Source organism: Corynebacterium simulans (genome assembly GCF_001586215.1).
GTDB classification, from domain to species: Bacteria; Actinomycetota; Actinomycetes; order Mycobacteriales; family Mycobacteriaceae; genus Corynebacterium; species Corynebacterium simulans.
This window is the reverse complement of sequence record NZ_CP014634.1, coordinates 2,233,188-2,246,658: the sequence shown is the minus strand read 5'-3', so window position 1 is coordinate 2,246,658 and position 13,471 is coordinate 2,233,188. Positions and strand designations below refer to the sequence as shown.

Here is a 13,471-nt window from a genome sequence, read left to right as displayed (position 1 = left end):
CGTCTAATTAGCCCTTAGTGCCCGCTGCCGACGCTTATCCACCTAGGTACGGTGTGACTTCGCTCTGAAGCAACACGTTGGGTTTCGAGTACGCACTGCGCACGTTTTTAATTAGATCATTCGCAGCTTCAAAATTCTTACGTGCGCTTCTCGCTGTCCACTTGTTGTAAAGCAACGTAATTGCATCGACGTCACCATCGGCAATAATTTTGCCGTCGTGTAGCCAAATTACTCGAGTACACATACTTCGAATCGATGCCATCGCATGCGAGACTAAGAAGATAGTTCCAGCGTCATTTAGGAAGGACTTCATCCGTTCCTGTGCTCGCTCCGTGAAACTCGCGTCACCGGTGCCCAAAGCCTCGTCAATAAGTAGCAGATCCCTTTGCATAGCCGTGGAAATAGCGAACTTAAGTCGAGCTCCCATGCCAGAAGAGTATGTCTTCATTGGCCGGTAAACAGCATTGCCAATCTCCGCAAACTCGACGATTTCTTCAGTGAGCCTCGGAATCTCTTCCTCGTCGACGCCCTGTGCTAAGAGACCAAGACGTATATTTTTGTATCCGCTTAAGCGTGGTTGCAATGCAGCTGAAACGTTGAGCAAAGTCGGAGTCGCACTAACGAACACCTCCCCCTGATCTGGAGCTTCGTTTCCGGCGATCAGGCGCATCAGAGTCGACTTTCCAGAGCCATTGCGCCCCAAAACTCCAATGCATTCGCCTTGGTCAGCGAACATGGTTACGCCATCTAATGCACGGACGTAGTCGCCTTCGCGTTCATCTGTTAATTTCGGTCGTTTGAAGATACTGCGCTTATTATCCGAGCGGTAAAATCGAGACGCCTCTCGCACTAAGACGGTCGGATTATTTAACATGTACATATTTTTCCTCTGCCGCCCAGAAAAACAGGAACCCTAGAACCAATGTTCCAAGAGACCAACCGATCATGAGTGCCCAAGCTTCCCAAGTTGGTGCGGTGCCGTACATTGTCGCACCTCGAATCGACTTCAAGAATTCGTAAGCGGGATTCAGCATCATTACTCGCTGTAGCTCTGGTACTGAGTCATAACGTTCGATTGAAAAAAATACGCCTGACACATAGAACCAAGCTCGGTTGAAAAAAAATACTACCTTCTTAGCATCGGGCAAAAAAGCGGTAATTCTAGCCGTGAAAAACGAAAGCCCCAACGCGAAGATATTCATAAAGAGAATCAGCGGTACGACAAAAATGATGGTCCAGTGGAGCGGCTCGCCAAATTGAAAAGCCAGGGCAGCTAAGACCGCCAATCCCGCTGGAATCAAGTTGCTAAAGAATCCTCGTAATGACTCACCGACTACAAGAGATGCACGCGGAAACTTAAAAGTACGCATCATCGCGCGTGAACGCTGGATCAGGCCCGCACCGTTGCCCAACCCTCGAGACATCATGGAGAAGAAGGTCAATCCAAGAACAAGAAATCCCAAAAAGTTGTCAATGCCACGAGACGTATTTAAGAGCAATCCAAAGATAGTTCCGTACATCGCAATACGCAGCAGCGGTTCCAAAACGGTCCAGAACCGCCCGAGGAACATATCGTCGTTATCTGCGCTCGCTCGAAAACGAGCATTGGCGACTGTAAATTTCCGGTACCGCCACATCTCAGCTAAGTATTGAGATACAGGTAGACGAACGTGAGTGAAATTTAGGTTTGTATCGTCCGCCAGCACGGTATTTGAATCCGGGCTAGACTCCGCTGCTAACTTAGCTACAGCCTCGAGTTCTTGTTCGTCCCTCAAATGAAAGCCTTTCAAACGATGTACACGCCTTTGAACCCGCTATTTAGATGGCGGACCGAAAGCTACATCAATTGTATTCAAACACATCTACATTTCGTATAGTTCAGCGATTCGAGCCAGAACCTTTTTCACTTCGCCGACCTCATCTAGAGGTACTTTTCTAAGCTTCACAAGATACCAATGTCGGAAGTAAAAGCTAAGATGATACGCCCGATAATCGTCTAGAAGACCGACCCGACGGAGAAACGCAGCTTGTGCCTTCTCTCTCTTCTCTGCTCTCAAGAAATACTTGACATCGATTGAGTTCGTGACGGAGTCATTTCGGCCAGCATAATAGATGAGATGGGCTCTGCTGGTGACGATTGGGGAATTAGCAGCAAGCACTATTTGCCACCCGAATAGCGTATCTTGTCCGACCGCCTCTTCAACGAACCTAATATTGCTATCGGCTAAGATGCATCTCTTGATTACACAGGCTTGAGTCGACACAACGGGGAAGCGCTTTCCAGAAAAAAGCGCTTTTCGCGGCTCATCCAATACCAGAGAGCCATAGAGAACATGCCTTCCAGTTTCCGTGGTTACCGTTTGAATCTTCTTCTGATAACCAGTGACGAATTCGCTTTTCCGGTTATCTTGCGCAAGCAACAAAAGACGATCGTATCCTCCGGAGCTAATTTCGTTGTCCGGATCTAAAAAGGTGACGTACTCCCCCCTCGAACATTCGATTCCGATGTTTCGAGGCCGTGAAGCAGAGCCGCTTGGTGCGCCTTGCAACCTGATTACTCTAAAGTTTGGAAGTCGCTCCAAATAAGTCAAGATCGTACGGGTTAAGTGATCCGAAGAATGATCATCTACGAGCAGTACTTCAAATTGACTAAAAAATTGGTTACTTAAGACACTCGGTAAGCACTTACCCAACAAAAAACGCCCGTTGTTGAAGACTGGAACCACTATTGACAGCAACGGTGAACTGTCTCTGTGTATCTCTTCTGAGTGGTTTCCAGAAATTAGGTACATTGCGTTCTCATTAAGGTTATCTTCGCAAGCCTTTTCAAGATCGCTTGTACTACCACTCAGAACTTGTCTATCAAGTTCTGTTGAAAGAGCAGTAATTCGCTCAAGCAAATCCAACTGTTTACGTTCAATAGAACGTGTCTGCCTCGTTAGTTTGCGGTTAAAAGAAACGCTAGGAAATTGGTTAAACACACGTGGATCGTACGTCCAAGCATTTCCGCTATGCCCTGATGCAACTCGAGCTCGAACCTTGCGAAACTGCTGTTGTTTTTGGATAGCTCTTATCGAGCTCATTCTCGACAACAACAGTGGTCGCAGAGTTCGGATGATGAAGTGCCGGGTAGCCAAGACCGCACGATTTAGCCAGAGAATTGCTGAAGTCCCCAAGCTCATTCGACCGATACGCTTCAGCGATAATCTCCCCATCGACAAAGGGCACAACGAATCTAAAACAGTTTGACGTAACAAAACTTTTAAATCGCTATTTTAGTACTCGCTCGATGGATTCGTTTATCAAACGCAACGTATAAGGTTTACTCAACGGATTATGGCCAAGATTAGCATCGGCATAGCTCCTGAAGTTTACCCGCGGGGTTCGATTACCGGAGTGCAATTGACGAAGTCCTTCAAGGAAAGGAAGCAATTGCTGCTCATAATCCCCATCACTAGCTAGGTTCGTCAAGATTTCGATTGGCGGAATATAGTTCTGTTTTTTGAAAAACTCGATCAGGTTTACACGCCATGGAGATTCCTCCAGGATTTTCTCGACTTCAGCTCCTTCAAAAACGTCCCGCAATAGAGCCTTCACGAAAACTAGGTTATACCTAGACCAATCCAACTGCGGATTATTCACCACAGCTAAGCTTCCTCTATCCAAGGTCGCAACGACGCCCGCCTGAAATCCACCGGCTGAGCTTCCGTAATGGACCGTGTGAACAACTTCCGCAAGCTTGAATTCAGAACGGACATGGTCTAGCAAAGCCTTGTAGCTATCGAGAGCCCAATTCTCCGTTGAATACTGTCCCCAGCCGATCTGCAATCTTTGGTGCTTGACCAGAGTTGGGTCAGCAATTTGGACTACATCTGCGTTAATGTCGTCCAACCATGACGAACGTTGAAATACCACGCCATCGGGTGCTTTAGAGCGTTGAATAGCTCCATTGTACAAAACTACTAAACCATCCGAGCCACCAGCCCTTTTCCGCACCAAGACTGGAAGAGCTACCTTATCTACCTCAACTATCGCTCGGTATTCAGAGTAGCTTTCAGACGTTTCGACGGGGGCCATCTTCGGATTAAAATCCGATAGTTTTACATTTTCCATTACTACCTACTTACTGATAAGAAAGAAGCTTAGAGAACTTTTTTTCCGAAACGTACTGTTCAGGATAAAAGCACTGAACTCCAAAGAGCACGGGGACCGGAGCAATTTCTTTAAACCCGTTCAAACTTTCAACAAAGTTCGAGCCTGCGTTCTTGCGCAAGACCACTATTGATTGACGCAGCCCTGGAGAACTCAGAAGTTGACGGTGCAAGTTAGAAATGTCCTCTATATCAACCAAAATCATCGGACGACGCTTATCAATATTGGCAGGCACGTCTCCGGACTCAAATGCAACTTTTTCAACGTCAGACAGTTCAGAGCGCCACTCGTAAGAACAGTAGATAGTGGTCGGTTCAGCCCACTCAATAAGCTCTCGAATCGAGTCAAGCTGCGCTGGTGTCGGTTTACGCTTGCTGCTTTGAAGGTGCTCCCTTTCAGAAACATACCTCGACACTGATTGAAGCGTCTGCATCAGTTCACGATTCTGTGATCGCAAATCATCGCGTTCAGTGCGGCTTAAGTCAGAGGGGGCGCTATTCGCCTTTAGACGAAAGTCGTTTAGCTGCTTTGAAATATTCTTATTGACTCGTTCCAACTTTCGGAATCCAAGAATATTTCCCCGTTCCACCGCATCAATGCCTAGTAAGAGCACGCCGAATAGGGCTACGACCGAACCAATCTCAAACCACGTTTTTCCGGTAATCGCGTACGCCGTAGTGAATACGACTCCTACCAGAGACGTCACCGCAGCAAGCACCATCCGCTTAGTCATTCGCTTTGCCATAATGGTTACCTTTCCATCGAAGAAATCACTAAGTCACCGTTGTGCATGATCGTTTGATCGTAAACAACGTTTGGAAGCGCTGTGACGACACTCGAATACTCCTGAAGCTCATCGGCCATCGCTTTAGCCACGTAGGTCCAATTATGCTTTTCAATTACAAGTTTTCGGGCTTCTACCACTAGCTTTTCTTGACGTTGCCGATCGTCTAAAAGGGAAACCAAAGCGTTTGCCAGGTCCTGAGGATCCCCTTCTTGGAAGACTTCCGCATATCGGCCATTTCCCGATACTTCTTCCAAAGCAGCTACATTCGAAACCAATAGAGGCCGACCAGCAGCCATCGCTTCAAACGGCTTCAACGGAGTAACGTTTTCCGTTGCAGGGGTACTTTTACGCGGCAACACCACGATGTTCACATCTTGGAATTGCAAAACAGCTTGATCCGCTGAAACGGGACCTGGCAGTGCAATCTGTTGCTCCAACCCCAACTCAGCGACTTTTTCCTTCAACAAATCGTACTGTTGCCCCTTGCCGACGATCTTTCCTGTTAAGGTTCTGCTTTTTTTCTTAGCGATAGCAACTGCCTCGATAAGATTGTCAAGTCCTTCATAATCGACCAGAGAACCTACGTAACCAAAATCAAACTTGAAATTATCGACTCGGTTCAGGTCATCAATGACAGCGAACCGCTGAGCATCCACTGCATTGGGAACAAGGCCTACCTCGATGGCTTTTGAATTGCGTTCCGCCAACAGGTTTGCCATTGAATTGTTCATCGATACGATGCGGTCTGCATACTCACAGACCAAGTCTTCACATCGAATTGTGCGACGTGCACGTCCAGTCTGGCCACGTCCTTCGTAAACAAGTTCCCAGAGTCCTGATACCTCATAAAGAACTGGAATTCCCAATTGGTGAGCCGCGATCATAGCGGGTAACGCAATAAGGTAAGTAGACCTCAGATGAACAATATTCGGACGCTCAGCAAGAAATACTTCTCGATACCAAGCGATACACGAAACCATATACTCGAATTCGCCCTTGGTACGTGATACATCTATCGGCAAGTGATGGTATTTGACGCCATCAACTTCATCTACCGGAAATGGAAACTCCGCACTGGAATCAACTCGCTCGTTATAAAATCCAGGTCGTGTGTAGGCACGGACTTCCAAGCCGTTTTCCGCTAAGCCTTTCAGGAGCCCTTGTGCACGTCCGGTGTAACCCCCTGTATGATTCGGCAGGCTTGCATGCAGGATCGTCACTACTTTTGGAGCATCAGTAGAAGAGCCCGGTTCACGTACTGAGCCGTCCGTACGGGCGGCATCTATCAATTTAAGTGCATAACGCGATTCCCGAATCGCAAGCCGAATATCTTTGCGCTTAAATCTGCTGAGCTTCTGCGCTGCCACGAATTCGAAATCGGCGTTGTTCCACGCATCAATTACTTTTGACATTATTTCCCTTTTGCTCGCATGGTTTCATCGTACAATTTTGCAATACTAGCTGCGCTTTGTTTCCATGTTCGTTCTTTTAACCACTTTTCATCTGCCATGTACTCGATTGGGTTATCTAGAGCTTCGTGAATTCCTTCGACTAGCGCATTGACAGAGCCGGGGACCACGTACCTAGCAAATCCTCCCGTTACTTCCCTAATCGCAGGCAAATCAGATGCAACCACTGGGACGCCTAATGAAAGTGCTTGCAAAGGCTTGATCGGGGTGACGTTCCTACAAACTTCGGCTTCAATCCGAGGTAGCACAAAAACATCCAGTTCAGAATACCAAGCCTTCATCTCACTCTTCGGGCGTCGTCCAACCAGATGCACTTTGTGTTGGTTTTCAACCTGAAGACGTATTCCGTTGAGCCTGTCCAAGTCCTCTCCATCACCGACCACAACCACGTGAACCTCATCGGGCAGAAAATCTATTGAACGAATCAGATATTCAAGACCTTCATACTTAACTACAGAAGTAATTGCACCGACGACACGTGCGTTTCCGGGAAGACCTAATTGCTCCCTCACAGAAAAAACGGCAGAAGGTACATCTGGTTCGTCCGGATCGACAGCGTTGGGTGCTACTGTAATTCTTTTTCCTGCAATGCCTTCATCAATCAAAAATTGCTTTTGCACATTGCTTAGCACTACTACTGCAGATGCCGCTCGACAAGCCTCAAGCTCCTTGCGTTTAAAGCTCTTGTAGAAATCGCTTTCTCTTTTTTGAGCCCATTCACTCGAAGGAAAACGAGAGAGCCAAGTATTATAAGGCTCCCCTCTCACCTCATAGACCCAAGGTATATTCATTTTTTGGGCAACGACAGCAGCCACTTGAGCATTAGTGAAATCAGTCGTTACGTGAATTAGATCAATTTCTTTCTCCCTGCAAAGTTTTAATACGAAATCGATCTGATTCTGAACGTTCTTCTTATAGCTCCTCTTGTAAACCAACGGCACGTTATGAATGACGCTAGGGTTCCTTTGACTCGATTGAAATTCTCCGATAATCGACGGGTACCCAAAACGGGTAACTACCGTATAATCCGGAAATAATTTGGCCAACGAACGGAGCAAGTGTTCGGTCCGAATTGTATAGCCCGATTGGGTGTATGGGAGCGAACTGTTCACCAGAAACAGCGGTGTCACTGAATCTGATGCTTTCCAATTTTGCGAAGGTGGAATTCCGACTTCTAACTTCTCTTCGAAAAAAGGGACAAACCCTTTCGCCGGCATCATCTGCTTTTGGTTAGTGCCTTTCCCCCCAGACACCGCTCCTAAACGACTCCCCTCGAAAGCTTTCGCCAAACTAGTGAAAGGATTGTGGAAGAAAGGACGATTCTCGAAACCAGCATCGACTTGTCCAGAAGAAGAGAGAGATTGGCTCAGCTTAAGAGTAACTTTCCTGCCGAATCCCTTCGGGTCCTCGAGGACTTGGACAAGAGAAAAAGTCGCAATGCAAGTTAACTGCCTGAATAGTTGTGGAAGACCTACGTTTGTCACTCTTCCCCCTTTTTCTCTAGAGCAGCCATCAACTTCGAGAGCTTCATCGGGACTTTTACATTTCGTTGTTCCTCAAGCCATCGAATGCCTTTAGTGCCCACTCCGAGCCGAGACCGATCATTAAACATTTCGATCCACATTTCTGCGAGGGCATCTGGATCATCTGGCTTAACAACAGTCCCGACCTCCAAATCTGATATCAATCTTGCTGCCTCGCCTTCGACCACGCCGCTTATGTGCAGACTAAGCGAAATCAATTCAAACGTTTTCGAAGGCACTGCCATCTTTAGCGGCCCCCAGCCGGCTAAGTGAACCAAAGCTGTGTCGGCCCAAAGATACTGCTCTTTGAGCTCACTAAGCGACCTCGACTCTAGAAATTCGACAGAGTCCTTACCAGCTGCCGAAGAAACCAAATCCGGTTGCGCTGCTCCTGCACCTACAAAGCGTAACCGCACGTTCGCCCCGCGGGAGTTAGCCAGTTCAACGGCTTGGATCGCGTTTTGTAGATTTTGAGCACGGCCGAGAGTGCCAGCATAAAGAACCCGGAGCTCTTCATGCTCGGATGCCTGACGAACAATGTCTTCAACCCCTGGAGCTGAAGGGAAAACATTTGGGATCGTAAAAATGCGACGGCATCTTGCTCCACTCTTTAAACCACGCAGCTCCAAACTTTGAGCGAGTTCCTCGGAGGTAACCACTATTCCATCTGCATGATCTAGCACATAAAAGAGCGCATGCTTAACGATAAAGCTAAGCAGCTGAGCCGGCCCCTGGCTGAAAATACGTTCACGCAACGATCGTTTACCGGTTGATTCATTCCACTTTTCTCGGACATCTAAAAGATCAGGCCAAGCATCGCGAAGATCAATCACTAATGATTTTCGGAAGATTTTCGCCACAAGGAACGAGATGAACGCTGTCGGTATCGCGGGGACAGTACCTAACACAACGTCAGATTCACGAACTTCCTTTTGACGTACAGCGACAGTAGCAATCGCACCAACCGCGTTCACAGCTTGAGCTATGACTCTTGCAGATAGTGAATCTCCCAAAATTAAGAATGGGCTACGGAATACAACTTCCCCAGCCCCTCCGGTTTCCGCAAGACCGATTTTCTTAAACGAGTTGAATGAATCAGCCAAAGTTTTGTTCATCCGATAATGCGGAAAAGGCGCAATAGCATTAACTTCGTGCCCTAGATCGTTTAGAACCCTAGAAAGCCACACCCAGCGCCTTTGGGGCACCCCATTTTCCGGCGCCCAAAACTGGGAGAAAACGACGATCTTCAATCAGTGACCACTTCCTACCTCGACCACAGCAACACTTTACCGATTTTAGCGTTGAAGCAACTGAAGCTCGCCCCTTTTCAAGCCTCGAAATTTTACCGACACCTCCGAACTGAAAAACCCAGCACGAGCTGGCGATTTGTAACAATCTCGAAAGGTAGATATAGTTACTTCACGTCGCAGAGAGCACTTCCAACAGCTTTCCGCACACATATTCCTCCATAGCTCAGTTGGCAGAGCATTCGACTGTTAATCGAAGGGTCACTGGTTCGAGCCCAGTTGGAGGAGCAAAAATCCCGCTTTCCTAAGCGGGAACTTTTGTATGTAGCCCGATTGCCTCCGGTCTAGAACGGATTTTGCCTTACTCGTTGGTGTACAGGCACTGCTTGTTTACGAACTCATCTAGGGCAAAGCCAGAAAGATGGCAGCCATAGCCGTCGCTCTTGATGCCGCCCAAAGTCGGCCACGGGGCCAAAACTCCTCATGGTAGGAGTCGGAGCCTACGGGCGTCGGTAAGCACGATTAGTGTGTTGTAGTTCGCAGTCCCATGCAGCTCGCTACCGGTACAGATGGTGGCGCCATCGTGCACGGCAAGCTGGACTTGCTTGTCTAGGTTCACTGCGACGTTGTGCGAGGGCAAGGGGTAGTGCTCGTTGGGTTGGAAGGAACATCTTGTTCCCTTCCCTCGGCGATGCACACCATTTCATCAACAAACTCATCGCAAATATCCTCCATGACGATGATGCGCTTGACCTAGGCTTACTCAGTCGCCTTGGTGACATCGGCGGCATCGAGACTTATGTACGGATCGGTGCCGCCGAGCTCCAGCAGGGCCTTCTTGAGGTTGCGGCCGACGAGATTTCTGTAATGAAGGCGTGGACTTGCTCAAAGCGGGTGGGGCACCGTAAAAGCGTGTATAACCACGTTCTTGACTTAAACGCCCCGCTCTAGCCTTTGTAGCGGCGCCCCACGTGAACGTCTACGCCGCCGAAGAGGCTATAGCAGTTGACGTTGATTTCTGGTGCGTCCACTGGCAGGTCATTCGGATGGATGGCGCCGTTCTCTACCTTGAGGTCATGCCCACCAAAAAGGTCTACGCCGCTGACGTGGACGCGGAAGCCTTCGGGAATATAGACATCCACGCCACCAAAGACCCCCACCGCTTCGATGGTGGTAGTACGACTATGCAAGGCAACACCCGTGAGATCAATGTCCACGCCGCCGAAAAAGCCGAGGGCTGTCAGGGAATGAGCTACTGCCCCACCGCTGACAGTGGACCCGCCGAAAATCCCCACCGCAAGAGAGCGGGTCTCCTGCACGCTCGGCTGCACCTGGCGGATGGCCTGCTCTACCTTGGCGATGGCTTTAGATTCTTGCTGGCCCGCATAGGCCTTTGCGCTTTTTCGTTCCTGCCCAAAAAGGAGAACTTCTGGGTTCTCTACAAGGTCGGCTAGCGGCTCGATAAGCTCAGCGCGGGTTGTTGCATCTACGCAGGCGGCCGAACGCTTCTCAAAATCATCGAGGTCAATCTGCCCTGCCGAAAGCGCATCTCCTAAGAAATCTGCAGCTTTCATGCGTTCTCGGTGGTTACAGCGGATATCCAGCGGTTTCACACCTTTAATATATCAGCTTTCTCCGGCAGGCGCGCGAGTTATTCCTTGCCTTGGGAGTCCTTAGAGGAACCTGCCTCCGGCAAAAAATCTTCTACGCGCTCGCCTACCCCGGTCAACTCTGCGATGGCCGCTACTGCGCGCTGAGCGCCCTTGCCATCGCCATATGGGTTAACGGCATTAGCCATTGCAGAATAAGCGGCATTGTCATCAAGCAGAAGCTTCGCTTCCGCCACGATAAGCTCACGGTTGGTTCCCACCAGCTTCACGGTGCCGGCGACGACGGCCTCAGGGCGCTCGGTGTTTTGGCGCATGACCAAAACCGGCTTGCCCAAGGAAGGTGCTTCCTCCTGGACTCCGCCAGAGTCGGTCAGGATGATGGCCGCACGGTTCTGGAGCTTGGTGAACTGATCGTACGGAAGAGGATCCGTGATGATGACGTTCTCCAGCGCCTCAACCTCCGGAAGAACTGCTTCGCGGACCTTTGGGTTCAGGTGCAGCGGCAGCGCAAAAATAGTATCCGGATATGCCTTTGCTAGATCCTGTACAGCACCACCGATCTCCTTCATCGCGTCAAGGTTCTCGCGGCGGTGTGTGGTGACAACAACGAAACGCTTGTCCGAGTTAGCGGCCTCAGCAAGAGTTGGATCCGAGAATTCGATGTCCCAAGTTGCTGCTTCAAGGAGAGCATCAATAACCGTATTGCCGGTTACAACGATGTCCTTAGAACGAACGTCCTCGCGGCGCAGGTTCTCCATTGCGCCTTCAGTCGGCGCAAGGTGCAGGGCTGCAACCTGACCGATGATCTTACGGTTTGCTTCCTCCGGGAACGGGGACAAGATGTTGCCGGTACGCAGTCCTGCCTCCAGGTGAACGATCTGCACACCGCGGTGGAAGCCAGCAAGAGCCGCTGCCATGGCCGTTGATGTATCACCCTGGGAAATGATGACGTCCGGCTCCTCAGCAACGATGATCTCATCGAGGCCGGCAATGGCACGGGAAACAATCTCATTGAGGGTCTGTCCCGGCTTCATCAATCCCAAGTCATGCTTGGGGGTAATTCCAAACATGGTGTTTACCTGCTCCAGCATTTCCTTGTGCTGGCCAGTAGAGACTGCAACGGACTCGAAGCGATCATCAGCTTCTAGAGCTTTGATGACCGGTGCGACCTTGATTGCTTCAGGTCGTGTACCGTACACAGTCATAATTTTCGGCTTAGCCATTGTGCTCCTTGAAAGCGTTTTAGGTGTCATACCATCATTTGCTGTTTCGCCAATGATTACACGTTTCTGTCTCTTCGCGCGCAGGTATGACCAAGACTGGGGGAGGTTCCTGATGCGATCTGTTTAATTAGAGACTTGAACTGCTCCATCTGGATTGACAGTTACCGTCGCAGCCATGGCCTTTGCCAGATTTAGGCGCTGCCAGGATCCTGCTTCGCCCTGCCAGTCGAGGGGGTGGCCAGCGGGGTTTGCGGTTTGGCGAAGCACCTCGGCGCGTTGCTCCCAAGTGAGCTCGGGATGGGTTGATTCAAGCAGGACCGGCGCGGCCTTCGGGACAATCATTGGAGCATCGGTGGCATAAGCAGGCTTAAAGCCGTAGTCCAGCATCGGAGCATAACGCTCAACTGCCTGCTCGTCGGTAGCGTAATTCTTACCCGCATCAGCCTGCTGGGCTACGAGCTCGGAAATGTCCTTGCCAGTGCGCCACTTCATCTCTGCACGGATTTCGGCCGCTGCTTGGTCAAGCGCATCGTGCATACGTGGATCGTTGAGACGGTCGGCCGCTGCCGCCTGACCCGTCATACGGCCACCGATAACGTCGAGCGGATAGTGCACGCCCATGACCACGCGGTGGTTGCCGGCTTCCGCGCCGCGCAGCACGAGCTGCGGTGCGACCTCCGGAAGCATGTGGGCCATCAACGTGGTGATCCACGTTGCCTGGTTTGTATGGCCAGACGGGAAAGCCGGCGTGGTGCCGTAATAGTCCTTCTTACCGTCGTTGTACTTGTGAATAGCATCGGGTGCTACCTGGAAAGGACGCCGCACGTTGAAGTGGTACTTTTCCGCGAAGGTAGAGCTAGCTAGTCCGCCCGCACGAGCTAGGTAGCCATTTCCCAACAGGTACTCCGTCTTTGGCAGGCGATGCTCGGCAAGAGCATCGCGGAAAGCGCCGCCAAACTCCTCACCCAGTGCGTCAGAAACCGCAAGCATCACGCCGTCAGTGTCGGCAGCCGCATCTTGCTGAGCGCGCTTAATCAGCGCTGGATCATCGGCAGCAGCGTTGTTGATGGCAATGGCCTTTTCGAGGTTCTCATCCATGATTGGCTGCTGGGTCTTCACATGGTCAAACATGCGGACTACTTCCCAGTAGACGCCGTATTGGTAGGAAGAGACATCGGAAGGAAAGCCAACCAAGTAGTCGGTGGTGAATGGAGTTGGGGTTGGTGCGCCGTCATGCTGGACTGCTGGGGCACCACTGCTCGAGCCGGTAACAGCCCCCGTAAGCGCTGGCATCGAAGACGATAACTGTGCACTAGCTGGCGCAGGATTCACATGTGCGCCTGCACCCGCTACACCCACTGCCAGAATTGCGGCCGCTACAGAACGGCGGGAAGTAGCAACTATCGAATAACGATGACGAACCATATTTACTTTCTCCATTGAATTAGCAACAAGAACGC

12 protein-coding genes and 1 tRNA gene are annotated in these 13,471 nt (G+C 50.1%); 2 read left to right on the top strand and 11 right to left on the bottom strand.

The genetic code is table 11. The features are described 5' to 3' along the window. Nucleotides 1–34: 34 nt before the first annotated feature. The 8 genes from WM42_RS10515 to WM42_RS10480 all read right to left on the bottom strand — a co-directional run bounded on the left by WM42_RS10515 (nucleotide 35) and on the right by WM42_RS10480 (nucleotide 9,181). Nucleotides 35–874: an ABC transporter ATP-binding protein gene (locus WM42_RS10515; protein WP_158510275.1), complete on the bottom strand. Its 840-nt coding sequence runs from the start codon at nucleotides 872–874 to the stop codon at nucleotides 35–37. Next, nucleotides 864–1,790, bottom strand: a complete 927-nt coding sequence (locus WM42_RS10510) for an ABC transporter permease (RefSeq protein ID WP_235591257.1) — start codon at nucleotides 1,788–1,790, stop codon at nucleotides 864–866. Before WM42_RS10510 ends, WM42_RS10515 begins: the two co-directional genes overlap by 11 nt. Nucleotides 1,791–1,862: 72 nt before the next feature. Next, entirely contained in the window at nucleotides 1,863–2,981 is a 1,119-nt protein-coding gene (locus WM42_RS13095; protein WP_158510274.1) for a glycosyltransferase, read from the bottom strand. A gap of 289 nt (nucleotides 2,982–3,270) precedes the next feature. Next, a complete protein-coding gene (locus tag WM42_RS10500) occupies nucleotides 3,271–4,113 on the bottom strand; it encodes a hypothetical protein (protein WP_235591256.1) in 843 nt (280 codons plus the stop codon). 10 nt (nucleotides 4,114–4,123) lie between these two features. Next, the gene (locus WM42_RS10495) at nucleotides 4,124–4,897 is read right to left on the bottom strand and encodes a hypothetical protein (protein ID WP_062038006.1); all 774 of its coding nucleotides are present in this window, start codon (nucleotides 4,895–4,897) and stop codon (nucleotides 4,124–4,126) included. 5 nt (nucleotides 4,898–4,902) lie between these two features. Then, entirely contained in the window at nucleotides 4,903–6,351 is a 1,449-nt protein-coding gene (locus WM42_RS10490; RefSeq protein ID WP_062038003.1) for a glycosyltransferase family 4 protein, read from the bottom strand. Then, nucleotides 6,351–7,892 (bottom strand): glycosyltransferase family 4 protein, encoded by a 1,542-nt coding sequence (locus WM42_RS10485; RefSeq protein ID WP_062038000.1) that lies wholly within the window; start codon nucleotides 7,890–7,892, stop codon nucleotides 6,351–6,353. The genes WM42_RS10490 and WM42_RS10485 overlap by 1 nt, the downstream gene beginning before the upstream one ends. Beyond that, entirely contained in the window at nucleotides 7,889–9,181 is a 1,293-nt protein-coding gene (locus WM42_RS10480; protein WP_062037997.1) for a glycosyltransferase family 4 protein, read from the bottom strand. Before WM42_RS10480 ends, WM42_RS10485 begins: the two co-directional genes overlap by 4 nt. Before the next feature lie 212 nt (nucleotides 9,182–9,393). Here WM42_RS10480 and WM42_RS10475 point away from each other — a divergent pair. Further along, nucleotides 9,394–9,466, top strand: a tRNA-Asn gene (locus tag WM42_RS10475). A gap of 384 nt (nucleotides 9,467–9,850) precedes the next feature. Further along, nucleotides 9,851–10,129: a hypothetical protein gene (locus WM42_RS10470; RefSeq protein ID WP_062037994.1), complete on the top strand. Its 279-nt coding sequence runs from the start codon at nucleotides 9,851–9,853 to the stop codon at nucleotides 10,127–10,129. On the opposite strand, the gene WM42_RS10465 is transcribed toward WM42_RS10470, so the two are convergent. From WM42_RS10465 to WM42_RS10455, 3 genes are all read right to left on the bottom strand, one after another. After that, complete coding sequence (locus tag WM42_RS10465) at nucleotides 10,126–10,791, bottom strand: DUF1707 domain-containing protein (protein ID WP_062037991.1); 666 nt, start codon at nucleotides 10,789–10,791, stop codon at nucleotides 10,126–10,128. The two genes, WM42_RS10470 and WM42_RS10465, sit on opposite strands and share 4 nt — an antisense overlap. Nucleotides 10,792–10,829: 38 nt before the next feature. Beyond that, on the bottom strand, nucleotides 10,830–12,011 hold the full coding sequence (gene wecB, locus WM42_RS10460; RefSeq protein WP_062037988.1) for a non-hydrolyzing UDP-N-acetylglucosamine 2-epimerase: 1,182 nt from the start codon (nucleotides 12,009–12,011) through the stop codon (nucleotides 10,830–10,832). Nucleotides 12,012–12,134: 123 nt separating this feature from the next. Beyond that, nucleotides 12,135–13,436 carry an acid phosphatase gene (locus tag WM42_RS10455; RefSeq protein ID WP_338079297.1) on the bottom strand — a complete coding sequence of 434 codons (1,302 nt, stop codon included), beginning with the start codon at nucleotides 13,434–13,436 and terminating at the stop codon, nucleotides 12,135–12,137. Nucleotides 13,437–13,471 lie beyond the last annotated feature (35 nt).

Coding starts and splice junctions, on each gene's coding strand:
- WM42_RS10500 (WP_235591256.1), bottom strand. CDS start 4,113: ATGGAAAATGTAAAACTATCGGATTTTAATCCGAAGATGGCCCCCGTC.
- WM42_RS10490 (WP_062038003.1), bottom strand. CDS start 6,351: ATGTCAAAAGTAATTGATGCGTGGAACAACGCCGATTTCGAATTCGTG.
- WM42_RS10455 (WP_338079297.1), bottom strand. CDS start 13,436: ATGGTTCGTCATCGTTATTCGATAGTTGCTACTTCCCGCCGTTCTGTA.
- WM42_RS10515 (WP_158510275.1), bottom strand. CDS start 874: ATGTTAAATAATCCGACCGTCTTAGTGCGAGAGGCGTCTCGATTTTAC.
- wecB (WP_062037988.1), bottom strand. CDS start 12,011: ATGGCTAAGCCGAAAATTATGACTGTGTACGGTACACGACCTGAAGCA.
- WM42_RS10495 (WP_062038006.1), bottom strand. CDS start 4,897: ATGGCAAAGCGAATGACTAAGCGGATGGTGCTTGCTGCGGTGACGTCT.